Source organism: Streptomyces polygonati (assembly GCF_042650325.1).
Classification (GTDB): domain Bacteria; phylum Actinomycetota; class Actinomycetes; order Streptomycetales; family Streptomycetaceae; genus Actinacidiphila; species Actinacidiphila polygonati.
On sequence record NZ_JBHSBB010000014.1, the window covers coordinates 849,810 to 874,214 of the forward strand.

The 24,405-nt window shown below is 72.0% G+C and carries 16 protein-coding genes; 11 read left to right on the forward strand and 5 right to left on the reverse strand.

Annotated elements, in window-relative coordinates; translation table 11 throughout:
• The first annotated feature begins 177 nt into the window (after positions 1 to 177).
• The 5 genes from bldG (at position 178) to ACFO3J_RS24390 (ending at position 6,100) form a co-directional block, all read left to right on the forward strand.
• Positions 178 to 519, forward strand: coding sequence for an anti-sigma factor antagonist BldG (bldG, locus tag ACFO3J_RS24370; RefSeq protein ID WP_031520166.1), 342 nt, complete (start codon positions 178 to 180; stop codon positions 517 to 519).
• 84 nt (positions 520 to 603) lie between these two features.
• The gene (locus ACFO3J_RS24375) at positions 604 to 1,017 is read left to right on the forward strand and encodes an ATP-binding protein (protein WP_386432949.1); all 414 of its coding nucleotides are present in this window, start codon (positions 604 to 606) and stop codon (positions 1,015 to 1,017) included.
• Positions 1,018 to 1,211: 194 nt separating this feature from the next.
• Positions 1,212 to 3,605 carry a sodium-translocating pyrophosphatase gene (locus tag ACFO3J_RS24380; protein WP_386432952.1) on the forward strand — a complete coding sequence of 798 codons (2,394 nt, stop codon included), beginning with the start codon at positions 1,212 to 1,214 and terminating at the stop codon, positions 3,603 to 3,605.
• 273 nt (positions 3,606 to 3,878) lie between these two features.
• On the forward strand, positions 3,879 to 4,457 hold the full coding sequence (locus ACFO3J_RS24385; RefSeq protein WP_386432955.1) for a small secreted protein: 579 nt from the start codon (positions 3,879 to 3,881) through the stop codon (positions 4,455 to 4,457).
• 68 nt (positions 4,458 to 4,525) lie between these two features.
• The gene (locus tag ACFO3J_RS24390; RefSeq protein ID WP_386432958.1) at positions 4,526 to 6,100 is read left to right on the forward strand and encodes a DUF7059 domain-containing protein; all 1,575 of its coding nucleotides are present in this window, start codon (positions 4,526 to 4,528) and stop codon (positions 6,098 to 6,100) included.
• Between the two features lie 31 nt (positions 6,101 to 6,131).
• Here the strand turns inward: ACFO3J_RS24390 and ACFO3J_RS24395 are convergent, their stop codons facing one another.
• Positions 6,132 to 6,566 (reverse strand): DUF2752 domain-containing protein, encoded by a 435-nt coding sequence (locus ACFO3J_RS24395; RefSeq protein ID WP_386432961.1) that lies wholly within the window; start codon positions 6,564 to 6,566, stop codon positions 6,132 to 6,134.
• The gene (locus ACFO3J_RS24400; protein ID WP_386432963.1) at positions 6,559 to 7,101 is read right to left on the reverse strand and encodes a TM2 domain-containing protein; all 543 of its coding nucleotides are present in this window, start codon (positions 7,099 to 7,101) and stop codon (positions 6,559 to 6,561) included. Before ACFO3J_RS24400 ends, ACFO3J_RS24395 begins: the two co-directional genes overlap by 8 nt.
• A 589-nt stretch (positions 7,102 to 7,690) precedes the next feature.
• Between ACFO3J_RS24400 and topA the strand changes: the two genes are divergently transcribed.
• From topA to ACFO3J_RS24415, 3 genes are all read left to right on the forward strand, one after another.
• On the forward strand, positions 7,691 to 10,492 hold the full coding sequence (gene topA, locus ACFO3J_RS24405; protein ID WP_386432966.1) for a type I DNA topoisomerase: 2,802 nt from the start codon (positions 7,691 to 7,693) through the stop codon (positions 10,490 to 10,492).
• Between the two features lie 418 nt (positions 10,493 to 10,910).
• Positions 10,911 to 14,288 carry a dTMP kinase gene (gene tmk / locus ACFO3J_RS24410; protein ID WP_386432968.1) on the forward strand — a complete coding sequence of 1,126 codons (3,378 nt, stop codon included), beginning with the start codon at positions 10,911 to 10,913 and terminating at the stop codon, positions 14,286 to 14,288.
• A gap of 132 nt (positions 14,289 to 14,420) precedes the next feature.
• Entirely contained in the window at positions 14,421 to 15,143 is a 723-nt protein-coding gene (locus ACFO3J_RS24415; RefSeq protein ID WP_386432971.1) for a DsbA family oxidoreductase, read from the forward strand.
• A 58-nt stretch (positions 15,144 to 15,201) separates the two neighbouring features.
• On the opposite strand, the gene ACFO3J_RS24420 is transcribed toward ACFO3J_RS24415, so the two are convergent.
• Together ACFO3J_RS24420 and ACFO3J_RS24425 are read right to left on the reverse strand one after the other, a co-directional pair.
• On the reverse strand, positions 15,202 to 17,382 hold the full coding sequence (locus tag ACFO3J_RS24420) for a sigma-70 family RNA polymerase sigma factor (protein WP_386432974.1): 2,181 nt from the start codon (positions 17,380 to 17,382) through the stop codon (positions 15,202 to 15,204).
• 155 nt (positions 17,383 to 17,537) lie between these two features.
• Complete coding sequence (locus ACFO3J_RS24425; RefSeq protein WP_386432977.1) at positions 17,538 to 18,398, reverse strand: TetR/AcrR family transcriptional regulator; 861 nt, start codon at positions 18,396 to 18,398, stop codon at positions 17,538 to 17,540.
• 381 nt (positions 18,399 to 18,779) lie between these two features.
• On the opposite strand from ACFO3J_RS24425, the gene ACFO3J_RS24430 reads away from it, so the two are divergent.
• Both ACFO3J_RS24430 and ACFO3J_RS24435 read left to right on the forward strand, forming a co-directional pair.
• Positions 18,780 to 20,129: an NAD(P)/FAD-dependent oxidoreductase gene (locus ACFO3J_RS24430; protein ID WP_386432979.1), complete on the forward strand. Its 1,350-nt coding sequence runs from the start codon at positions 18,780 to 18,782 to the stop codon at positions 20,127 to 20,129.
• Between the two features lie 112 nt (positions 20,130 to 20,241).
• Positions 20,242 to 21,936: an ATP-binding SpoIIE family protein phosphatase gene (locus ACFO3J_RS24435; protein WP_386432982.1), complete on the forward strand. Its 1,695-nt coding sequence runs from the start codon at positions 20,242 to 20,244 to the stop codon at positions 21,934 to 21,936.
• A gap of 70 nt (positions 21,937 to 22,006) precedes the next feature.
• On the opposite strand, the gene ACFO3J_RS24440 is transcribed toward ACFO3J_RS24435, so the two are convergent.
• Positions 22,007 to 23,296 (reverse strand): MFS transporter, encoded by a 1,290-nt coding sequence (locus ACFO3J_RS24440; protein WP_449343651.1) that lies wholly within the window; start codon positions 23,294 to 23,296, stop codon positions 22,007 to 22,009.
• Positions 23,297 to 23,446: 150 nt separating this feature from the next.
• Here ACFO3J_RS24440 and ACFO3J_RS24445 point away from each other — a divergent pair, with 150 nt between their 5' ends.
• Complete coding sequence (locus tag ACFO3J_RS24445; protein WP_386432988.1) at positions 23,447 to 24,007, forward strand: MarR family winged helix-turn-helix transcriptional regulator; 561 nt, start codon at positions 23,447 to 23,449, stop codon at positions 24,005 to 24,007.
• Positions 24,008 to 24,405 lie beyond the last annotated feature (398 nt).

A 24,405-nucleotide genomic window follows, 5' to 3' on the forward strand; every position in this document is an offset into this window, starting at 1 on the left:
AGTGTGTCACCGGTGTGACCGACAATCGCAGTAAGGCGTCGTGCTCGCCCACCGCGAAGTGATTGAATGCCATCGCGGCTGCCAACCATCCCCTACCTTCGGTGGGGAGGCCCCTACTACCGTTCGGTGGGAGGGGCTCTGGGGGGAGCCGCGTCGATGCAAGGTGCTGGAGGATCCGTGGACCTGTCCCTGTCGACCCGAACCGTCGGCGATCGAACGATCGTCGAGGTCGGCGGCGAGATTGATGTGTACACCGCGCCCAAGCTGCGTGAGCAGCTGGTGGAGCTCGTGAACGACGGCAGTTACCACCTGGTCGTGGACATGGAGGGGGTCGACTTCCTCGACTCCACCGGCCTGGGTGTGCTCGTCGGCGGCCTCAAGCGGGTGCGTGCTCATGAAGGATCGTTGCGTCTGGTGTGCAACCAGGAGCGCATCCTCAAGATTTTTCGTATCACCGGTCTGACCAAGGTGTTCCCCATCCACACCTCGGTCGACGAGGCTGTCGCGGCGACCGACTGACCTTTCGCCGAGAGGGGCACCGGGCGGGGTCGCCGTCCGGGCCCCCGTGATGCCCACCCATAGGACCGAGGGGGAGGCCAGGCCATGCCCACCGTAGAACTGCTCTTCAGCGCCCAGCCCGAGCACGTGCGGACCGCACGGCTCGTAGCGGCACAAGTGGCGCGCCGGGCGGGGGTGGACGAGGCGGCTCTCGACGAGGTGCGGCTTGCCGTGGGCGAGGCCTGCAGTCGGGCTGTCGGCCTGCACCGCAGCAATGGCGTGCAGGAGCCGGTGCGGGTGCTGCTCAACGAGGAGGAGAAGAAATTCTCCATCGAGGTGGTCGACGAGGTGCCCGGCAACGCCACCGGTTCGGCCCCCGACACCGGTGACGACACGGCCGCGGACGACGAGGGTGAGATGGGCCTCGCCGTCATCAGCGGCCTGGTCGACGACGTCGAGGTGATCGAGGGGGACACCGGCGGCACCATTCGCATGAGCTGGCCCACCGTCTCCGCCTGAACGCCGATCATCCGGATTCCCGGCCTTCATTTACCACGGGATTCCCGCGCATTGCGTGGGAATTCTTTACCGGCCCCTTTTCTGATCTTTGGCTCCTCCCTACAATCCCGTCCATCTTGCTCAGCTCGCCTGAGCGTGGCGGCTTGTGAGCCGTAGGAGCCGCACGCCCATGCGCCAAACGTCAAGGAGGACGTATGGCGGGGCCACTCACGCACCGAACGCTTGCCGCCGAGCCGGTATTGACCAGCGGTAATCAGGTGCTCGTATGGATCATCGCGGCCGTCGCCCTGGCCGCTCTGGGGCTCGCCGCGGTGCTGGTACGCCAAGTACTCGCGGCGGACGAAGGCACCGACAGCATGAAGAAGATCGCCGCTGCCGTGCAGGAAGGCGCGAATGCCTACCTCGCACGGCAGTTCCGTACCCTGGGGATCTTCGCGGTCGCGGCATTCTTCCTGCTCATGCTGCTGCCGGCCGACAGTTTGTCGCAGCGAATCGGCCGGTCGATCTTCTTTCTGGTGGGCGCGATCTTCTCCGCGGTCACCGGCTATATCGGAATGTGGCTCGCCGTCCGCAGCAATGTGCGGGTGGCCGCCGCGGCCAGGGCGGCGACACCGGCGCCCGGTGAACCCGCCGCCGACCTGACCACCGTTTCGCACCGGGCGATGAGGATCGCGTTCAGGACCGGTGGCGTGGTCGGTATGTTCACCGTCGGGCTCGGACTGCTGGGCGCCTCCGCCGTCGTCCTGATCTACCGGGCGGACGCGCCGAAGGTGCTGGAGGGATTCGGTTTCGGGGCGGCGCTGCTCGCCATGTTCATGCGGGTCGGCGGCGGCATCTTCACCAAAGCGGCCGATGTGGGCGCCGACCTGGTCGGCAAGGTGGAAAAGGGCATCCCGGAGGACGACCCGCGCAACGCCGCGACCATCGCGGACAACGTGGGCGACAACGTCGGCGACTGCGCCGGCATGGCCGCCGACCTGTTCGAGTCCTACGCCGTCACCCTGGTGGCCGCACTCATCCTCGGCAAGGTCACCTTCGGTGACTCCGGGCTGGCGTTCCCGCTGCTGATCCCGGCGATCGGGGTGATCACCGCCATGGTCGGCGTCTTCGCGGTGTCCCCGCGCCGTTCCGACCGCAGCGGCATGACGGCCATCAACCGCGGCTTCTTCATATCCGCGGTGATCTCCCTGGTGGGCGTGGCCGTCGCCGTCTACGCCTACCTGCCGTCGTCCTACGCCGACCTCAAGGGCGTCGGCGCCGACATCTCCACCCACCACGGCGACCCGCGGGTGCTGGCCCTGGTCGCGGTGGCCATCGGCATCGTGCTGGCCGCGGTGATCCAGCAGCTCACCGGCTACTTCACCGAGACCAGCCGGCGTCCGGTGCGCGACATCGGCAAGTCCTCGCTGACCGGACCGGCCACCGTGGTGCTCTCCGGCATCTCGCTCGGCCTGGAGTCCGCGGTGTATTCGGCGGTGCTGATCGGCCTGTCCGTCTACGGGGCCTTCCTGCTCGGCGGCACCTCCGTCTGGCTGGCGCTGTTCGCGGTGGCGCTGGCGGGCACCGGGCTGCTCACCACGGTCGGCGTCATCGTCGCCATGGACACCTTCGGCCCGGTCTCCGACAACGCGCAGGGCATCGCCGAGATGTCCGGCGATGTGCACGGCGAGGGCGCCCAGGTGCTCACCGACCTGGACGCGGTCGGCAACACCACCAAGGCCATCACCAAGGGCATCGCCATCGCCACCGCCGTGCTGGCCGCCACCGCCCTGTTCGGCTCCTTCAAGGAGGCGGTCGACACCGCGGTGACCAAGGCGCACCCGTCCACCTCCGACGCGCGCTGGCTCTCGCTGGACATCTCGCAGCCCAGCAACCTGGTCGGGCTGCTGTTCGGTGCGGCCGTGGTCTTCCTCTTCTCCGGGCTGGCCATCAGCGCCGTCTCGCGCTCGGCGGGCGCGGTGGTCTACGAGGTGCGGCGGCAGTTCCGCGAACATCCCGGGATCATGGACGGCACCGAGCTGCCGGAATACGGCCGAGTGGTGGACATCTGCACCAAGGACGCGCTGCGCGAGCTGGCCACCCCGGGTCTGCTCGCCGTCCTGGCGCCCGTCGCGGTCGGCTTCTCACTCGGCGTCGGCTCGCTGGCGTCGTATCTGGCCGGAGCGATCGGCGCCGGCACCCTCATGGCGGTGTTCCTGGCCAACTCCGGCGGCGCCTGGGACAACGCCAAGAAGCTGGTGGAGGACGGCCACTACGGCGGCAAGGGAAGCGAGGCCCACGCCGCGACCGTCATCGGCGACACGGTGGGCGACCCGTTCAAGGACACCGCGGGCCCGGCCATCAACCCGCTGCTGAAGGTGATGAACCTGGTGGCGCTGCTGATCGCCCCGGCCGTGGTGAAGTTCAGCTACGGCGTCGACGCCGATCTCGCGGTGCGGATACCGGTGGCGGTGGTGGCCGCGCTGATCATCGTCGTGGCGGTGTACGTCTCCAAGCGCCGCGGCATCGCGATGGACGCGGGCGCCGACGGCGAAGGCGCTGACGGCTCCCCGGTGGGTGCCTACCCGTCCGGCTCCCCGGCGGTATGACGGTCACACACTCACTCAGGCCTACAGCGACCTGACGCACCATCACGGTGGCGGCGGGCGACCGGTCGAGGCCGGTCGCCCGCCGCCACCCTGTCAGTTGTGATCACCGACCGGCCACACACGCCAACACACCTGACAACACAGCTGCTACGAATGGCTTCAATATCGGACGAATCCGATCGGATCAGGTCAGTAATTGGCGGAGGGTACCCCTCATCCGTGTAAGTTCCGGGGCGGTAAGGCCGCGGTAGGGCCACGGAAGGGAACCATCCGGTGAAGGTGAACACCAAGCTCATGACCGCGCTCTGCGCTGCGTCGGCCGTGCTCCTGGCGGTGTCGGGCTGCAGCAGCGACGACACCGGCAAGAAGCGCGACGCCTGGGCGAAGGGCGTCTGCGATCAGGCCGCGAGCCAGTTCCAGAAGATCGACGACGCCAACATCGCGATCAGCAAGGTGAACAGCGCCGGCAGCCCGCGGGACGTGCAGAAGGCCGACTCCGACGTCTTCCAGACGATCTCCACCGCGTACAAGTCACTGGCCGGGATCTTCAGCACGGCGGGGCCGGCGCCCGGCGGCACCGAGGGCCAGGAGTTCCAGCAGAACGGCGTGTCTGTCTTCACCAGCCTGTCGACGCAGTACGCCGGCCTGAAGAAGCAGGTCGACGGGCTCGACACGGCCAACCAGTCCAAGTTCGCCGACGGTCTCAAGGGCGTTTCCGACTCGCTCAACCGGACCACCACCAACGCCAAGACCTCGCTCGGCACGCTGGACCAGGGCGACACCGGAAAGGCGCTGGCCAGGCAGCCGGGCTGCCAGCGCGTCTCCAGTACGCCCTCCCCCTCCGCCTCCTAGCGACCGCGCGCGGTGCCCGGCATCCCACTCGGGGCGCCGGGCGCAAACCCGTCCGCGACAATGGCCCTGTGAGTACGCCCCTCCTCCCCGCCCCCGGCGCCGCCGACCCGCTGCGCGACGAACTGCTCGCCGCGGCCTTCACCGCGGACGGCTGCCTCGAACTGCTCGGTGCGGTCGCCTACGCGGCCCTGTCCCGGGCCGAGACCGTCCCGGCGCTGCGCGCCACCCGGGGCGGCAGCCCGCTGGAGACGCTGGTCCGGCTGTTCCTGCTCCAGCGGTCCGTCCCACGGGAGCGGGCCCGCGCCGCGCTGAAGGGGCTGGCCCGCTACGAGGCCGACGGCTGGCTGCGCGCCGACGGAGCGGGCGCCCTACGCGCCACCGTGGACGTACGGCCCTACGCGGGGGACGGCGGCGAGGACTGGTGGATCGTCTCCGACCTCGGCTGCGCGGTCGGCGGGGCTGCGGGTATCGGCGCCGCGCCCGGTGTCGAGCGGGCCGATCTCGTCCTGGGCGTGGGCGGGGCGTCCAGCACGCTGGCCGGGATCACCGTACGACAGCCCTATGACAGTGCCCTGGACCTCGGCACCGGCTCCGGCATCCAGGCGCTGCACGCCTCCCGGCACGTCAGCCGGGTCACCGCCACCGACGTCAACCCGCGCGCGCTCCACTTCGCCCGGCTCACCCTCGCCCTGTCCGGCGTCCGGGAGGCGGACCTGCGGCTGGGCGGCCTCTTCGAACCGGTGGGCGGGGAGCGGTACGACCTGATCGTCTCCAACCCGCCCTTCGTGATCTCACCCGGCGGCCCGAACTCCGGCGATGGCGATGGCGACGGCTCCGGCCCCCGGCCGGGCTCCGGCCCCGGCAGGCTCACCTACCGCGATGGCGGCATGGCCGGGGACGATCTGTGCCGCACCCTGGTCGGCCAGTCCGCCGAGCATCTCAACGACGGCGGCTGGTGCCAGCTGCTCGCCAACTGGCAGCACGTCGAGGGCCAGGACTGGCGGGAGCGCGTGGCCTCCTGGCTGCCGCCCGGCTGCGACGCCTGGGTCGTGCAGCGTGAGGTGCAGGACGTGGCGCAGTACGCCGAGCTCTGGCTGCGGGACGCCGGCGACCACCGGGGGGACCCGGCCGAGTACGCCGCCCGGTACGACGCGTGGCTGGCGGAGTTCGAGCAGGGCAAGGTGAACGGCGTCGGCTTCGGCTGGATCACGCTGCGCAAGTCGGGCGCCGAGCAGCCCGCGGTCACCGTGGAGGAGTGGCCGCACCCCGTGGAGCAGCCGCTCGGGCCGCACATCGCGGACTGGTTCGCCCGGCAGGACTTCCTGCGCGCCCACGACGACGCGGCCCTGATGGAGGCCCGCTTCGTCCTCGCGCCCGATGTCCTCCAGGAGCAGGTGGGACTGCCGGGGGCGGAGGACCCGGAACACGTGGTGCTGCGCTCGGCCCGCGGCATGCGGCGGGCCACCAAGGTGGACACGGTCGGCGCGGGGTTCGCCGGCGTCTGCGACGGCACACTGCCGGCCGGCCGGATCGTGGACGCGATCGCGCAACTGCTGCGGGAGGACCCGGTGATACTGCGGGACCGCACACCCGAGTCGATCCGGCTGCTGGTCGAGCAGGGGTTCCTCGCGCCGGTGCGATGAGCGGCCTCGACAGGACCGGCGCATGGGCCTCTCAGTACACGTTGCGGACGACCGTCCACACCACTGTGACGGCCAGCAGCGCGTACTGCGTCCGCGCTTTCAGCACCAGCGGCCGGCGGCGTCCGCGCAGCCCCTCGACGAACCACCGACCGCCGAAAAAGGCGGCGAACGGCAGCAGCAGCAGCATCAGCGCGTTCTCGTGGAACGCCCGCGCGGGCTCGCCGTGCAGCAGGTCGTACGCGAGCCGGGTGCCCCCGCAGGCCGGGCAGAGCAGCCCGGTCAGCCAGTTGAAAGGGCAGCGCGGCAGCCAGTGCCCGCTCTGGTGCGGGTCGGTGCCGTAGAGGTAGGCGGACGCCGCGATCCCGGCCGCCAGCGTCGCCAGCGGTACGACAGCCGGGTGCCGTGCGGGTCCGGCGGGCCGGCGCACCGCGGAGGGTGCGCCGGCCCGCCGGGTGTGGTCAGCCACGCAGGACACGCCCTTGCGCGTCGGTCTGGTCCTTGCCGGCCAGCAGGATGATGCCGTCGATCAGCGCCCAGATCCCGCAGCCACCGCAGGTGAAGAGCTGGCCGAGCGCCATACCGGTGTGCCCGGTGTAGAACCGGCCCACGCCGAAGCCGCCGAGGAGCAGTTGGAGCACTCCCGCGGTGATCTTCGACTTGTCCGAGTACGGTCGCCCGTAAGGGTCGTAGCCGTACGGCGCGTTCGGGTCGCCGGTGAAGGTGCCGGGCGGCGGCGCGTACCCGGCGGGCGGCGGCGGGTAGCCGTAGCCCGGCGGCGGCGGCGGCGGGACGGGTCCGGCGCCGTGCGGATAGCCGTAACCGGGCGGCGGCGGGACAGGGCCGCTGTCGCCCGCCGGGTAGCCGTAACCCGGGGCAGCGGGCGGCGGGTACCCGTAGCCGGGCGGCGGCGGTGTGCCTTCGCGCGGTGTCTCTTCGTGCGGATTCTTCTCGTACGGGTTCTCCCCGTATGGGCTGTCCCCGTACGGATTCTGGTCGGACAAGGCCGTTCCCCCCTGATGATGCGATGCTCTTAGGAACATCCTTGCAGTCGATATGCCGGTCCGTCCCGGTTGGGCGTCAGGTCGTGGGGCAAGGCGGTCACCCGCGGTGGGGACCTCCACCGGAACCGGTGACTCCGCGGCGCGATCGGAGTGTGATCACGGTCTGATCCGGGGGATCCCGGTGCGCCGGGGGCGTCCCGTTTCGGTCGGATCGACGATCGGACGGCACCGGATTCGGTCGTATCCGGACCGTATTCCGGCGATGTCCCCCGGCCGGTCCGTGCCGTTTCTCCGCCCGGTCCCCGCGAGGGGCCGACAAGAGCCCGGGCCTGATTCCCGTACTGCTCCGGGGCCCGCCGCGGGCCCGCGACGGGCGGCGGCGGGGCCGCTGGCACGGCCGGAGGAGCGGCATTTTCGGGCGGGATCAAGCCCGGGGACGTAGCCTGCTGGAGGACCCCGACACTGTGGATAGAACGTACATCGGGTTACCGTTCGAGTGGCGTTGCGGACTTTTCCCGTTTGACACGGGCCCAGGAGGTACGGTCACACTCCGCAGCGACACCCCTTCGACCCGGAGAGAAGAGCGAAGTTGTCCCCGACCCGCGAGTCCGCACACAGCGGCCAGCGACTCGTCATCGTCGAGTCGCCTGCCAAGGCGAAGACGATCAAGGGCTATCTCGGCCCTGGATACGTCGTCGAGGCCAGCGTCGGGCACATCCGCGACCTCCCCAACGGGGCCGCCGAAGTGCCGGCCGAGTACAAAGGCCAGCCCTGGGCACGGCTGGGCGTCAATGTGGACAGCGATTTCGAGCCGATCTACGTCGTCAACGCAGACAAGAAGGCTCAGGTCAAGAAGCTCAAGGATCTCCTCAAGGACTCCGACGAGCTCTTTCTCGCCACTGACGAGGACCGCGAGGGCGAGGCCATCGCCTGGCATTTGCAGGAAATCCTCAAGCCCAAGGTCCCGGTGCACCGGATGGTCTTCCACGAGATCACCAAGGACGCGATCCAGGAAGCCGTCCGCAATCCGCGCGAGCTGAACCAGCGGCTGGTGGACGCCCAGGAGACCCGCCGTATCCTCGACCGCCTCTACGGCTACGAGGTCTCCCCCGTGCTGTGGAAGAAGGTCATGCCGCGGCTGTCGGCCGGCCGCGTGCAGTCGGTGGCCACCCGCCTGGTCGTGGAGCGCGAGCGCGAGCGGATCGCCTTCCGTTCCGCCTCGTACTGGGACCTGACCGGCACTTTCGACACCGGCCGGACCGGCGACGCCTCCGACCCGTCGACGCTCGTCGCCCGCCTCATCGCGGTGGACGGCCGCCGGGTCGCCCAGGGCCGCGACTTCGACGCCTCGACCGGGGCTCTGAAGGACACCGCGAACGTCCTGCACCTGGACGAGCCGAACGCCCGGGCGCTGGCCGCCGCGCTCGCCGAGACCCGGTTCTCGGTCCGCAGCGTCGAGTCGAAGCCGTACCGCCGCTCGCCGTACGCCCCGTTCCGCACCACCACCCTTCAGCAGGAGGCCTCGCGCAAGCTGGGCTTCGGCGCGAAGTCCACGATGCAGGTGGCCCAGAAGCTGTACGAGAACGGCTTCATCACCTATATGCGTACCGACTCCACCACGCTGTCGGAGACCGCGATCCGCGCCGCCCGCGCCCAGGTCACCCAGCTCTACGGCGCCGACTACCTGCCGGACAAGCCGCGGGTCTACACCGGCAAGGTGAAGAACGCGCAGGAGGCGCACGAGGCGATCCGCCCCTCCGGCGACCGCTTCCGCACGCCCGCCGAGACGGGTCTGACCGGCGATCAGTTCCGGCTCTACGAACTGATCTGGATGCGGACCGTCGCCTCCCAGATGAAGGACGCGGTCGGCCAGTCCGTCACCGTCAGGGTCGGCGGGTCCGCCGCCGACGGCCGGGACACCGAGTTCTCCGCGTCCGGCAAGATCATCACCTTCCACGGCTTCCTCAAGGCGTACGTGGAAGGCGCCGACGACCCCAACGCGGAGCTGGACGACCGCGAGCGCCGGCTGCCGCAGGTCACCGAGGGCGACCCGCTGACCGTCGAGGAGATCACCGCGGACGGCCACGCGACCAAGCCGCCGGCCCGCTACACCGAGGCCTCGCTGGTCAAGGAGCTGGAGGAGCGGGAGATCGGCCGCCCCTCCACCTACGCCACCATCCTCGGCACGATCCTGGAGCGCGGCTACGTCTTCAAGAAGGGCACCGCGCTCGTCCCGACGTTCCTGTCCTTCGCTGTCGTCAATCTGCTGGAGAAGCACTTCGGCTGGCTGGTCGACTACGACTTCACCGCCTCGATGGAGGACGACCTCGACCGGATCGCCCGCGGCGAGGCACAGTCCGTGCCGTGGCTGCGCCGCTTCTACTTCGGCGCCGAGCCCGACGGCGGCCCGCCCGTCGCGGTGACCGGCAACGGCGACGGGGACCACCTCGGCGGTCTCAAGGAGCTGGTCGAGGACCTCGGCGCCATCGACGCCCGGGAGATCTCGTCCTTCCCGGTCGGCGAGGGGATCATGCTGCGCGTCGGCCGCTACGGCGCCTACGTCGAGAAGGGCGAGCGCGGCGAGGAGGACCACCGGCGCTCCGACGTCCCGGACGAGTTCCCGCCGGACGAGATGACGGTCGAATTCGCCGAGGAGCTCTTCGCCCGACCCAGCGGCGACTTCGAGCTCGGCAACGACCCGGAGACCGGGCGGCCGATCATCGCCAAGGACGGCCGCTACGGGCCCTACGTCACCGAAGTGCTGCCCGAGGACACCCCGAAGACCGGCCGGAACGCGGTCAAGCCGCGAACCGCCTCCCTCTTCAAGTCGATGGCCCTCGACACCGTCACCCTGGCGGACGCGCTCAAGCTGATGTCGCTGCCCCGGGTGGTCGGCACCGACGCCGAGGGTGTCGAGATCACCGCGCAGAACGGCCGCTACGGCCCCTATCTGAAGAAGGGCACCGACTCGCGCTCCCTGGAGACCGAGGACCAGCTCTTCAACATCACGCTCGACGAGGCGCTGGCCATCTACGCCCAGCCCAAGGCCCGCGGCCGGGCCGCCGCCAAGCCGCCGCTGAAGGAACTGGGCACCGACCCGGTCAGCGAACGCCCCGTCGTCGTCAAGGACGGCCGCTTCGGTCCCTACGTCACCGACGGCGAGACCAACGCGACGCTGCGCCGCGACGACGAGGTCGAGAGCATCACGCCGGAACGCGGTTACGAACTCCTCGCGGAGAAGCGGGCGAAGGCCCCGGCGAAGAAGACTCCCACGAAGAAGGCCCCGGCCAAGAAGACGGCGGCTTCGGCCGCCGCCGCGAAGAAGGCGCCGGCGAAGAAGACGGCGGCGAAGAAAGCGCCCACGAAGAAGCAGTCCAGCTCGGCGGAATAGCTGGCCACCGGGCCGGCGGCCCGGCTGCGACCCGGGCGGCCTCGCTGGGCCGGTGGCGATCCGCGGGGCGGTTGGTGGCTCGTGGCGCAGTTCCTCGCGCCCCTTTGGGCTGGGTGCTTTTGGGGGGCCGGGGCGTTACGGGGGTGCGCCTTGGGGTGATGGCGGTCTGCGGGCGGGTTGCTGGCTGGTCGCGCAGTTCCTCGCGCCCCTAACGGGGCCAGGTCCTCCACCCGGCAAGTCGACCCAGCCCCGAAGGGGCGCGGGGAACTGCGCGGGCGACCGGCCACCGGGGCGGGAGGTCCGGATACGGCGGGAAACGCCCCGCCGGGGCGGGGCCGGGCGGGAGGCACCCGCTCGGGTGGGGGAGATTCGCGGAACCCGCGCCGGACGTGTCGTACGTGGCCGATAGGCTGTCGGGATGACGCCTTCCGAGCAGCCGAACCAGCCCGCGGACGTCACTGACGCGTTCGCCGAGGATCTCGCGGCGGACTCCCGTGAGCGGGCCGTCGGCGCGCTGCTGAAGATTCCGGCGCTGCGCAGACTGTGGAGCGCGCAGCTGACCGGTGCGGTGGCCGACCGGCTCGGGCTGCTGGCGCTGCTGGTGCTCACCGTGCAGGCGGTCGCCTCCTCGGGGTCCTTCGGCGGAGGCTACCGGGGCATCGCCCTGGCGACCGCCGCCGTGTTCGCCGCACGGCTGATCGCCACCCTGCTGTTCGGCGCGGTACTCCTGGCCCCGTTGTCCGCGCTGACCGACGCCGGCGGACCGCTCGACCGGCGCTGGACGATGATCGGCGCCGACGGCGTACGGCTCGCGGTCTTCATCGTCGCACCGCTGTGGATCACCTGGGTACCGGGCTCCGCCCACCTCTGGCTGCTCGCCTCCGCTTTCGTCACCGGCCTCGCCGAGCGGCTGTGGGCCGTGGCGAAGGACGGCGCCGCGCCGTCGCTGCTGCCGCCGCCCGGCGACACCTCGGTACGGCCCGCGCCCGACCACCTGGCCACGCTGCACCGGCTCTGGCTGCGCACCAGCTTCGTCGCGCTGCCGCTGGCCGCCGTCGCGCTCGTCGTCATCACCCTGGTCAACACGCTGATCGCGGTCGGCGTCGACTGGTTCCACCTGCACCAGGTCGCCCTGGCGTCCTATGTCGCGGCCGGTCTCTTCTCCTCCTCGATCGCCGTCCTCTTCCTGCTCGAACTGCCCGCCGAGACCGCCGCCAGCCCGCGCTCCCCGCTGGACGGCCTGCGGCTGCCCAAGGGCCCGGCGGGTGCCGAACGCGGCAGGAGCGGCGCGCTGCCGCTGCTGGTCCTGGCCACCTCGGGGGTGGCCGGCGCGATCGGCGCCGCCGTCGGCGTCTCGATCCTGCAGGCCCGCGACCTCGGGTTCGGCCCGGTCGGCTTCGGGCTGCTGGTGCTGGCCCTCACCGCCGGCACGGTCATCGGCATCCGGACCGCCCCGCGCGTCCTGCCCGGCCTGTCCCGGCGCCGGCTGCTGTCGCTGGCGATCGGCGTCACCGGGCTCGGCCTGCTGCTGACCGGCATCGTCGCCGACCAGACGACGGTGCTGCTGCTCGCCCTGCTCTCCGGCGTCAGCGCGGGCGTCACCGCCAACACCGGACACGTGCTGATCGAGCAGGAGGCCGAGGAGCCCCGCCGGGCGCGTACCACCGACCATCTGCAGGCTGTCGCCCGCGCGGTGGTCGCCGTCGCCGCGATCTGCGCGCCGCTGCTGGCCGCCGCGATCGGCCCGCACCGCATCCACCACGGGCATTTCACCTTCGACCACGGCGGCGCCGAGTACACCCTGATGCTGATCGGCGCGCTGCTGCTGCCGATCGCCGCACTCGTCCTCGGCAAGACCGACGACCGCAGCGGCGTACCGCTGCGGCGTGACCTGCGCGAGGCGCTGCGCGGCGGGGAACCGGCCGCCGCGCCGGCCGCCACCGGATTCTTCATCGCGATCGAGGGCGGCGACGGCGCCGGCAAGTCCACTCAGGTCGAGGCGCTCGCCAACTGGATCCGCAGCAAGGGCCACGAGGTCGTCGTCACCCGGGAGCCGGGCGCCACCGCAGTCGGCAAGCGGCTGCGCTCCATCCTGCTCGACGTCTCCTCCACCGGGATCTCCCACCGGGCCGAAGCGCTGCTGTACGCGGCCGACCGCGCGCAGCACGTCGACAGCGTGGTCCGGCCCGCGCTGGCCCGGGGCGCGGTCGTCATCTCCGACCGCTACATCGACTCCTCGGTGGCCTATCAGGGCGCCGGCCGCGACTTGGCCCCCACCGAGATCGCCCGGATCAACCGCTGGGCCACCGACGGCCTCATCCCGCACCTGACCGTGCTGCTGGATGTCGCCCCCGAGACCGCCCGCGAGCGCTTCACCGAGGCACCCGACCGGCTCGAATCCGAACCGGCCGCGTTCCACCAGCGGGTGCGGGCCGGCTTCCTGACACTGGCCGCGGCCGACCCGGCGCGCTATCTGGTGGTGGACGCCGGGCAGGCGCCCGACGTGGTCACCACCGTCGTACGTCACCGGCTCGACCAGCTCCTCCCGCTGTCCGAACAGGAGATAGCGGCCCGGGCCGAGGCCGAGCGCAGGGCCGCCGCGGAAGCGGCCCGCCTCGCCGCCGAGGAGGCCGCCCGCAAGGCCGCCGAGGAGCGCGCCGCGCGCGAACGCCAGGCCCAGCTGGAAAAGCTCCGCCGCGAGGAGGAGGAACGCCGCCTCGAAGCCGAGGAGGCCGCCCGCCGCGAGGTCGCCGAGCGCAAGGCCGCACAGGAGGCGGAAGCCGCCCGGCTCCGCCAGGAGGAAGCGGCCAGGATCGCCGCCGAGGAGGCCGCCCGCCGCGAGGCGGAGGAGGCGGCCCGCGCCGCCGAGCAGGCACGGCTGCGGCGCCTCGCGGACGAGCAGGCGCGGCTGCGTTCGGAGGCGGACGAGCGGCGCCGTGAGAAGCAGCGCAAGGCGGAAGAGGCGCTGCTCCGGGCGGAGGCGGCGCGGACTGCTGCCGCTGCCGCCGAGGCTGCTGCCGCCGAGGCCGCTGCCGCTGCTTCCGGGCCCGCCGGATCGGGGGAGGAGACGGCGGTGCTGCCGGCCGTCTCGCCCGAGGTGCCGGCCGAGGCCGACGACGCCTCCGGGTCCGCCGAGACGACGGCGGTGCTGCGGGCCGTTCCCGCGGCGGGCACGGACGAGGAGGACACCGGGGCGGATTCCGTGTCCGGCGCCGGGACGGGGCCGGTGACCGATTCCGGATCACGTCCGGAGTCCCGGTCCGGGTCCGATGAGAACACGACGGTCATGACTGCGGTGCCCGCGTCCGAGAACACCACCGTCATGACCCCCGTGCCGCAGATCTCGCCCGAGCGCGAACGGCGGGCCGAACCGCGCCGCGAACCGGAGCCCGACTCCGGCGACGCGCACGACTCGTCCGAGACGACCAGGGTGCTGCCGCCGGTCGTACCGCAGGAGTCGGAGCCGCTGAAGCCTCAGGCACCGCGGCGGCCCCAGGAGCCCCAGCAGCCAGGTAGGCCGCGCGGCACCCAGGCGGACGACACCGCCGTGCTCCCGGCCGTCCACGACACCGGCTCCCCGACCGACCGCGTACCGGACTGGATCTTCCGTCCCGAGCCGGCCGAAGTCGAACGCACCCGCGAGCTCCCCCAGCCCCAGCCCCAGCCCAAGCCGCGCACCCGCCCCCGCCCCGACTGGGCCGAGGAAACGCCGCTGGACGACCTCCCCACCCTCGCCGACGAACTCCTCGGCCCGCACAACGACGACGACTCGGACGGCCCGCGCCGCCCCCGCTGAGGCCCGCCCGGGCGGCGTTGGGAGCGGGCGCCGCGCGCAGGCCGGGAATAGCGGCGGTCGGCGGCCGGGTTTCCCGGATGGCGTCCGTTCGCGTGGCGCGGCGCGAGGAATCGAACCGGAAGAGAGTCAGCCGTGAAGGTCGAGATTTACTCCGACATCGCCTGCCCCTGGTGCTATCTGGGCAAGAGCCGCTTCGAGCGCGCGCTGGCCGCCTTCCCGCAGGCCGCCGATGTCGAGGTGGTCTACCGGCCCTTCCAGCTCGACCCCTCCGCGCCGCCCCGGCCGCGGCCCCACCGCGAGGTGCTGGCCGCCAAATTCGGCCCGCAGGCCACGGCGATGGACGACCGCCTCGCCCAGCTGGGTGCCAAAGAGGGCGTCGCCTTCGACTTCGACACGGTGCTGGAGAACAACTCCCTGCTCGCCCACCGACTGCTCCGCTTCGCCCTCGACGAGTACGGTGCCGCGACTCAGGCCGGCCTCAAGGGCCGGCTGATGACCGCCCACTTCGGCGAGGGCATGGACATCGGCGATCCCGCCCAGCTCACCGACGCGGCGGTCGCCGTCGGCCTGGACCGCGACGCGGTGACCGCTTTCCTCGCCGGTGACGCGCTGCGCGAGGAGACCCTCGCCGACATCGAGGAGGCCCGTCACCTGGGCATCACCGCCGTCCCCACCTTCGTGTTCGAGGGCCAGTGGGCGGTCCAGGGCGGCCAGGAGACGTCGACCTTCCTCCAGGTGCTGGAGCAGATAGCCAAGGAGACGGCCGCCGTGTCGGAGGACCCGGCCCTGGCGGTGGATCCGGCCGACGCCTGCGCGGACGGTGTCTGCGAGGCCCCGGCCACCCACCGCCACTGACGGTGGGCCGGCCGCGCGTCGGCCCACCCACCACCCGCACCCGGCGGCCCACCTCCCGCTACGAGCAGGTGATCTCGGCGTCCGCCCAGTCCGCGAGCGTCCCCAGTGCGAGGACCCGATCCGGCTGGACGACGAGCTTGACGGTCCCGACCCCCTTGAGACCGACATGGACCGGGACCGCCGGGTCGCCGCGACGCAGGGCCGCCGAGGACCACAGGCGGCTGCCGTCTCCGTAGACCGAGAAGCGGAAGGAGCCGCCCAGCCGGCTGCTCAGGTCGTCCATTCCGGCGTCGGCGTCGTACGACACGCAGGCGCGGTGGAGGTCGATGATCACCGTCGAGCGGCCGTGCACGGTGATGCCGTGGGCGTAACGGGTGCCGTCGATCCGGAGGCCCCAGCGGTCCCACCACCAACTGCTGCCGCCCGCACGGATGGTGGGCCCGGTTGCGGTCCGCCCGCCGTGACCCACCGGCAGTGAGTTGACCTGGTAGACCACCGGCGCGGGCGGGGGAGGCGGCGGTGTGGTGGGCGGGGGAGTTGTGGGAGGTGGCGGCGGAGGAGGCGGGGGCGCCTGGGTCGGCGTCGGTGAGGGCGTAGGGGTCGCGCTGGCGGACGGCGACGGGGGCACGGGCGCTGCGGGGCTCGGGCTGGTGCTCGGCGCTGGCCCCGGGGGGACCGGGGCCTTCGGCGTGGGCGTCGGGCCCGAGGGGAGCGGCGCAGGGGTGGTGGGCGTCGGGGTGACGCCGGGCGCCGCCGGGTCCGTGGCGGCGGGCGGTACGACATTCAGCGGATTCTGCGGCGGCTGCGACGCCGGTGAACCCGGTCGAACGGGAGCGGGGGGTAGGGGGGGTACGGGTGCGGATGCCGACGCGACCGGCCCCGCGGCCGGGGGCTTGGCGGCGACCGGCTCCGGTGGCTGCTTGCCATGACCGCCGGTGAGGGCGAAGGCGAGCGCCGCCGAGGCGACGGCGACCACTACGCCCGCGGCGATACCGACTTTCACCGGCGCACCCAGCCCCTCGGCCGCCGCGCCCGCGCCCGCGCCTGAACCCGAGCCGGCGGCTCCCGCCCCGGCCCCGGCAGCCGCCGCGCCCGCCGTCGTGCCCGCCGTCGTGCCCGCCGCGCCGCCCGTTCCGGCAGCCGCCGCGGCGGCGCCTCCCGCGGCTCCGGCGGCAACCGCCCCGCCGGCCACCACCACTCCTGTCTTGGCCGCCGCGACCGCCGCGAACCAGCCGATGTACGCGACCGGCAGCAGTCCCTTGAGCGTGGAGTTGAGATCGGCCAGTTCCAGCGAAGCGGCCGAACAGCGCGCGCACTCCTTGAGGTGACGATTCAGCTCGCGGTCCGCGCGGCTCCGCAGCGCGCCGCGGGCGTGCGCGCCGAGCCGGTCGGCGTAGCGCGCGCACGCGCCCTCGGCGGTGAGCGTCGAGCTGACATGCGCCTGGAGATAGGCCTGCCGCAGGCCCTCCCGGGCCCGATGGGCAAGTACGGCCGTCGCGTTCGGGGTCAGGCCGAGCAGCGGGGCGATGTCGCTCGGCGACTCGTCCTCCACCGCGGTGTGCCACAGCACGGTCTGCCAGCGCTCGGGCAGGGTGCGGAACGCCCGGATGGCCAGCGACCGTTCGGCCTCGTGCATCGCGCGCACGTCGGCGCCCAGGTCGGAGATCTCCTCGGTGGCACTGGAACCGGCCGCGGAGACCGAGAAAACGGCGAAGTCCTCGACGAGGTGCTCGCGCTTGGCGGTGTTGCCCCAAGTGGCCGCGACCCGCCGCACGGTGGTCAGCAGATAGGCGCGGACCGATGTCTCCGGCCCGCTGCCGCCGCGGATCGCCTGCAGCGTCCGGGCGAACACCTCGCCGGTCAGATCCTCCGCGGTGTGCGCGTCGCGGCAGCAGGTGCGTGCATAGCGGCGAACCGATTCGGCATGGCGCCGGTACAGCTCCTCGTACGCGCTGTCCTGCCCGCCCCGCACCTGAGCCAGCAACTCGGTGTCGGAGAGACCCGCCTGGCCATCACCTCGCGGCGCCGGATGCCCGGCCGCGAACACATCGTCATCCCCGGGAGCCGTTACCAGGGGCTCCCCGCCCTGTGCCGGCACATGTGCGCGGGCCGACTCGGCCCGTACGGCGTCGCCCCGCGCGACCGGATCCCGCTGTCCGGGCACCCGCTGCCGCGGTGTCGCGGCCCCCGCCTCGGCGCCCGGCCCCGTTCCGCCGGATTCCCCGTTTCCCTCGTCCACGCCGCAAGACTGGCACAGGAGCGGGGTGGTGCGTCATACCATCCGAAGGAACCACTCATCAGTGGGCACGCCGCGCACGCAATCCGCCGCTTTCACCCGATCGGGTCTTCCGTCGCGATGCCCCGCCCGGGAGCGGCTCCCGGGCGGGGCGGGCCTCATCGCGGGCCGTTGGCGGACGCCGCGCGCTCGCCGGGGCGGGAGCGCAGGCCCTCCAGGAGGATGTCGAGGAGCCGGGAGGACGCCGCAGCGTGCTGCTCCGGGTCCGGCAGGGTCGGCGCCGCTGTCGCGATGACGAGCAGTACGTCGGCGACCGACACGTCCCCGCGCAGCTCGCCCGCCTCCCTAGCCCGGTCGACGAGCTGGCCGACGACGTCGAGCAGCGTCCGCACCCCGTCCCCGTCGCCGTCCGGGCCGTGATCCAGGCCTTGGTCATGGCCACGGCCTCGACGATCGCCGGGCACAGTGTCGAACCCGTCCGGCGCGCGGCCGGCCGTGTGCTCGGTGGGCTCGGTGTGTTCGGCGCCGGAAGGCGCCGCAGCCCCGGCCGGGACGGTCCGGCTGCGCTGCTGCGGCACCCGGACCCCCTCGTCGCCCGCGTCGTACGCCTCGGTCGCCGGGCCTTCCACCCGCAGTACCTGCGGCGGCAGCAGCCGGCCGGCGCCGGAGGCGGCCGAGGTGCGGAGGAAGCGGGCGAGCGCGGACCACGCCTCGTTCTCCTGGCCGAGCGCGGTGCGCGCCTGCTCGGTCAGCCGTGCGGTCTCCTCCTGCGCGATCCGCCGGACCAGTACGTCCTTGCTGGGAAAGCGGCGGTAGACGGTGCCGACGCCGACCCGGGCGCGCCGGGCCACATCCTCCATCGGCGCGCCGTAGCCGAGTTCGCCGAACACCTCACGAGCGGCGCGCAGCACGTGCTCCAGGTTGCGCTGGGCGTCGACGCGCAGCGGGGCCGACCCGCTCGCACCCCCCCGTACTCCGGAACCGTTTGCCGTGATGCGCCGAGAGTCCTGAATGTGCATCTGTGTATCCCCCGGAAAAACTCATGTCTCCCCCCGGAGACTCCCCACCCTTAGCGAAGCTGCTGCGCATACCGCGCAGTACTACGAGATACAAACATAGTTGAGTGCGCGTCAAGAAAGAAGGGGGCGAACGGGGCAGGACAGCGCCTGTGGGGCGCACGGGCCCGGCGGCGCCCGGCCCGGGACGGCCCCGGGAGGGCCGCAGGAGGGTCGAGGGGCGGCCGGGAGACCGCCGGAGGACGCCCCGCGGTGCGCGCTTTGACCGGTGTTGGGACGCCCGGCGGACCGCTCGGCAGGGGATTCCCCGGAAACGTCGTGTCCGGCCTGTGGACAAACGGCTCAGGTCCATTGCCTCATGGAGCAATGACGGAGTCGGCAGCTTTGGCCACAACGAGCACACCGCGCATTCTTGTCGTCGGCGGCGGCTATGTCGGCCTGTACACGGCGCTGCGACTGCAACGGAAGCTGCGGCGCGACGAGGCCGAGATCGTGGTCGTCGAGCCCCAGCCGTACATGACCTACCAGCCCTTCCTCCCGGAAGCCGCGGCCGGCTCGATCTCGCCCCGGCATGTGGTCGTACCGCTGCGCCGGGTCCTCGACAAGTGCCGGATCGTGCCCGGCGAGGCGCGGAGCATCGACCCGGTCAAGCGGATCGCCACCGTCGTCACCGCGGCCACCCCCGAAGAGGGCGGTGAGGCGCTCGAACTCTCCTACGACCATCTGGTCCTCGCTCCCGGTTCCGTCTCCCGCACCCTGCCGATCCCCGGCCTGGCCGAACACGGCATCGGCTTCAAGACCGTCGAGGAGGCCATCGGGTTGCGCAACCACGTGCTGGAGCAGCTCGACATCGCCTCCTCCACCCGCGACGCGGCCGTCCGCGAGGCGGCGCTGACCTTCGTCTTCGTCGGCGGCGGCTACGCCGGAGTCGAAGCGCTCGCCGAGCTGGAGAACATGGCCCGCTTCGCGGTGCGCTATTACCACAACGTCCGCCCCGAGGACATGAAATGGGTGCTGGTCGAGGCCACCGGCCGCATCCTGCCCGAGGTCGGCGACGTACTCGGCAAGTACGCGGTGCGCGAACTGCGCGGCCGCAACATCGACATCCGCCTCGACACCCGGCTCCAGTCCTGCGAACAGCGGGTCGCCGTACTCTCCGACGGCGACCGGCTGCCCACCAGGACCCTGGTGTGGACGGCCGGCGTCAAACCCGCGCCGATCCTGGCCGCGGCCGGACTGCCGCTGAACGAACGCGGCCGGCTGCGCTCCGACGCCACCTTGCGGGTCATCGACGCCGACGGCGTATGGGCGGCGGGCGACGCCGCCTCCGTACCCGACCTCACCGCCGAGCAGCCGGGCACCGAGTGCGCGCCCAACGCCCAGCACGCCGTCCGCCAGGCCAAGGTGCTCGCCGACAACCTGGTCGCCACACTGCGCGGCCGTCCGACGACGGAGTACCGGCACAAGTACGTCGGCTCGGTCGCCTCCCTCGGACTGCACGAAGGCGTCGCCTACCTCTACGGCCGCAAGTTCAAGGGCTATCCGGCGTGGTTCCTGCACCGCGCCTACCACCTCAGCCGGGTGCCGACCTTCAACCGCAAGGCGAAAGTGCTGGCCGAGTGGGTCCTCGCCGGGCTCTTCAAGCGGGAGATCGTCTCGCTCGGCTCATTGGAACACCCGCGCGCCGAATTCGAACTCGCCGCCGGAGCCGACCGCAAACCCGACACTCCCTGACCCGCCCCACGTCGCCGAGATTCCCCCCGGGGGCGCCCGTCGGCCACACTGGGTAGGTGACCACGCGTGCACCAGCACTGGCGAACAGTGCAAGATACGAGGAATCGGACGTTTGAACCTTACGCGCTGGAGCGCCCGGCTCCCCGGAACGCAGCGACGCGGTGCCGTGCCAGCGGCACGCGGCAAAGTAGGCGACGCCACGGTCCCGGCCGCCGGAACCCTCCCCGGAAACCTTCCCGCCGCCGACCGGCCGCCCGCCCCGGCGGGCGGCCAGACCCCGGTTACACCCGGCGGCGAGCCCTCGGTCCGCGGTGTGCTGCGACTGCTGCCCGCCCTGATCGCGGTCACCTACGGACCCGGTCACCGTGTCGGCTTCGTCAACGACGCCTACACCGACGTCTTCGGACCCCGCGACACCGGCTCCCCGGCCCGTGACGCCCTGCCCGAACTCGACGAACTCGGCCTGCTCCCCCTGATGGACCAGGTCCACCGCAGCGGAAAGCCGCGCACCGTCAAGGCCCGCAAGGTCGCCTGGTCCGAAGGCTCGTCGCCCACCCGGCAGGGCTACTTCACCTTCACCTGCACTCCTGTCCAGGCCGACGACCCCGACCCCGAACGCCGCGGCGTCCTGGTCTTCGCCGCCGACGTCACCGACCAGGTGCAGTCCGCCGAACGGCTGCGGGAGAGCGAACGGCGGCTGCACGAGACAGCCGTCACCCTTCAGCGCAGCCTGCTGCCGCAGCGGCTCGAACAGCCCGACGACCTGCGGGTCGCGGCCACCTACCAGCCCGGCGGCACCGACGCGGCGGTCGGCGGGGACTGGTACGACGTCATCACCCTCGGGGCCGGGCGCACCGCCGTGGTCATCGGCGACGTGATGGGCCGCGGGGTGCGCGCCGCCGCGGTGATGGGACAGCTGCGCACCGCGGTACGCGCCTACGCCCGCCTCGACCTGCCCCCGCACGAGGTGATCCAGCTCCTCGACGGGCTGGCCTCGGAGATCGACGACACGCAGATCGCGACATGCGTCTACGCCGTCCACGACCCGAGCGAGGGCCGGCTGTCCTACGCCAGCGCCGGGCATCCCCCCATCCTGATCCGCGACCCCGACGGCACGGTCCGCCGCGCCGACGAGCCCACCGGCCCGCCGCTGGGCACCGGTGGCTGGGTGCACAGCTCCGGCAGCATCCCGCTCGGCCCGGGCTGCACCGCGGTCCTCTACACCGACGGCCTCATCGAACGCCGTGACGAGGACATCGACGAAGGCGTGGCCGCCCTCACCCGCGCCCTGGCCGGCGCCACCGGCGCACCCCAGGTGATCTGCGACCGCCTGATGCGCGCCCTCGGCGTCACCTCCGAGCACGACGACGACGTGGCGGTACTGGTCCTGCAGTATCCGGACCACACCGGCACCGACGCCGAACTCTTCCGCAACGCCTCCCTGGAACTCCTCGGCGGTGTCGAGGCGGCGCCCCGTGCCCGCGCCTTCGCCAGCGGGGTGCTCGCCTCCTGGCGCTTCCCGGTCGAACTGATCGACCTGGGCGTCCTCGCCGCCAGCGAACTCGTCGCCAACTCCCTCAAGCACGGCACCCCGCCGATGTGGCTGCGGATGCGCCGCACGGATCGCCGGCTGATCATCGAGGTCACCGACGGCGACGACCACCTGCCGCGCCGCCGCCGCGCCGAACCCGCCGACGAGGAGGGCCGCGGCATTTCGATCATCGCGACCGTCGCCTCCGCCTGGGGGTCCCGCCGCACTCCGGGCGGCGGCAAGGCCGTCTGGTGCGAGTTCGCGCTGCCCGGATAGCGGCCGGGCATGCGTGCTCGCGGAGCGCGGGCGGTCCGGCCGGGGCCGGTGCCCGGCCTCGCGGGGCGGCTCAGGCGGTTATCCGCTCGCCGACCGGGACGCCCTGCACGGACTGGGCCACCACCCGGGAGTGACGCAACGGGATCTCCTGCACCGGGGTGAGCCGGCGACCGAGGAACAGCGCGGTGACCGAGATGGCCAGGGAGCTAACGACCAGCATCACGATGTAGAGGCCGTACGCGCCCGCGCCGGCGATCAGACCGCCGATCGCCGGTCCGAGCGCCAGCGCCAGCTGCTTCACCAGCGCGAACGCCGAGTTGTACTGCCCGACCATCCGGTCCGGAGCCAGATCGGCGACCAGCGGGGACACCGTCGGCGACAGCATCGCCTCACCCAGTCCGAACAGCGCGTAGGTCGAGATGATCGCCGCCACCGCCGCCGCGTGATGGCCGTGCACGAGTCCGGACACCCCGGCCACCAGCCAGGCCGCCGACCAGACCGCGCCGACCGCGGCGATCACCCGGCTGCGCCGCCGCCGCTCCACCATCCGCAGCACCACGAACTGCGCCAGCACGATCACCGCCGTGTTGGCCGCCAGCGCGATCCCCAGCGTGGCCGGGGAGATCCGGGTCACCTGCACCGCGAACGCCGACAGGCCCGACTCGAACTGCCCGTAGCAGGCGAAGAACATCACAAAGCCGAGCAGGCAGACCAGCACCATCGCCCGGTCCGCGACCAGCGGGCGCCAGCCGCTCGCCGGCGCACCGGCCTCCGAGCGCAGGGGCACCTTCGCCATCCGGGGGGCACGCGGCAGCCGCACCCGGGAGATCACCGCGCCCAGCACCAGGAACATCGACGCCTCGATCGCGAAGAGCCGGACAAAGGACCCCGGGTGCGCGGTGTCCACGATCAGCCCGCCGATGAGGCCGCCGACACCCAGCCCCAGGTTGTTCAGAAAGAACTGCGTAGCGAAGGCACGGGACCGGGTCGCCGTGGTCGAGCACCAGACGATCATCGTGGCCAGCGCCGGCTGCACCACCGCCATGCCCGCCCCCAGCGCGCCGGCGGCGGCGATCACCACTGGCTCACTGCCGGACATCCCCAGCCCCAGCGAACCCGACGCCGCCAGCACCGTGCCCAGCACGGCCACCGGCACCGGGCCCCGCCGGTCGATGATCCGGCCGGTGAAGGGCAGCACGAAGAGCGCGGCTACGGCGAAGGTCGCCAGCACCGCGCCGGCCGCGCCCGCGCCCAGTCCCCGCACCTGCGACACGTAGATGAACGTGAAGGGCACGGTGAAGCCATTGCCGAACGCGCTCAGCGCGTTCCCGAGCTGGATCCGGCGCAGGGCTGCGCCCATCGCGGTGCTCACGGTCACCTCACTTGGTCCGTGGAAGCCTTCGGCCGTACAGAACTTCGAGGCAGAAGACTTCAGAGAGTTAGAGTTCGAAGCTAAAGAGTACATACCGAAGGGCTTTAGCGCAAAGGCCTGCCGTGTCATACTCGGAACATGACCGCCGCCGCAGGCTCCGACGGAGCACCGCACGAGCTGGATCTCGACGCCCAGATCGCCGCCTACCAGCGCGAATTCCCCGAGGTCGATCCGCAGGTCGAGAAGGTGGTCACCGCCCTGGGCCGGCTCAACCGCCGGATGAACGTCGCCTACGGCCGCCAGCTCGTCGACCTCGGCATCAGCAACTCCGAGTGGGAAGTTCTCAAGGCCCTCGTCGTCGTGGGCCGGCCCTACCGCCTGGGCCCCGGCGACCTCGCCAAGCGCCTCGGCCTCACCCCGGCCGCCATGACCCACCGGATCGACCGCATGGTCACCGAGGGCCTGGTCACCCGGGACCGCGACGAGGCCAATCGGGTACGCGTCATCGTGGAGCTGACCGACGAAGGTCGCGAGAAGTGGCTCCAGACCATGCGGATGGCCGCAGCCTTCGAGGACAAGCTCCTCCAGGACCTCACTTCCGTCGAATGCGCCGCGCTCGGCGAGATCCTCACCCGGCTGCTCCGCCGGGTGGAGTCCAGCCAGCCCGACGCCGGCGGCCGCCTGGAAGATCTCGACTGACACCGTCTCCGGCGGCGGGGGCCATCCGGGATCACCTGGGGTTGACACCCGATGAACGGGTGCGTAATGTTCTCCGGGTTGTCCGACGTGAGCGCCGACCCCGGTCGGTCCCCGGACAGCCATCCCGCAGGAACCTTTCGACTCGATGCGCGACTCGTCGCCTTGTTGAGTTGTCGCGCGTTTTTGCGGAATGCGGGTGGTCATTCGAATCGCCGGGCCGATTTGGTCAGGCGGGAGGACTTCCACTAAAGTCTCACTCGTCGGAACGGCCGAAGGGCCGGAAAGACAGCCCCGCTGACTGGGGGTCAGACGCTGGAAAGCGTCTGATAGAGTCGGAGACACAACGAAGGGAAAGCCCGGAGGGGCCGGTGACGGTCACGATGGCAGCTTCCGTTCTT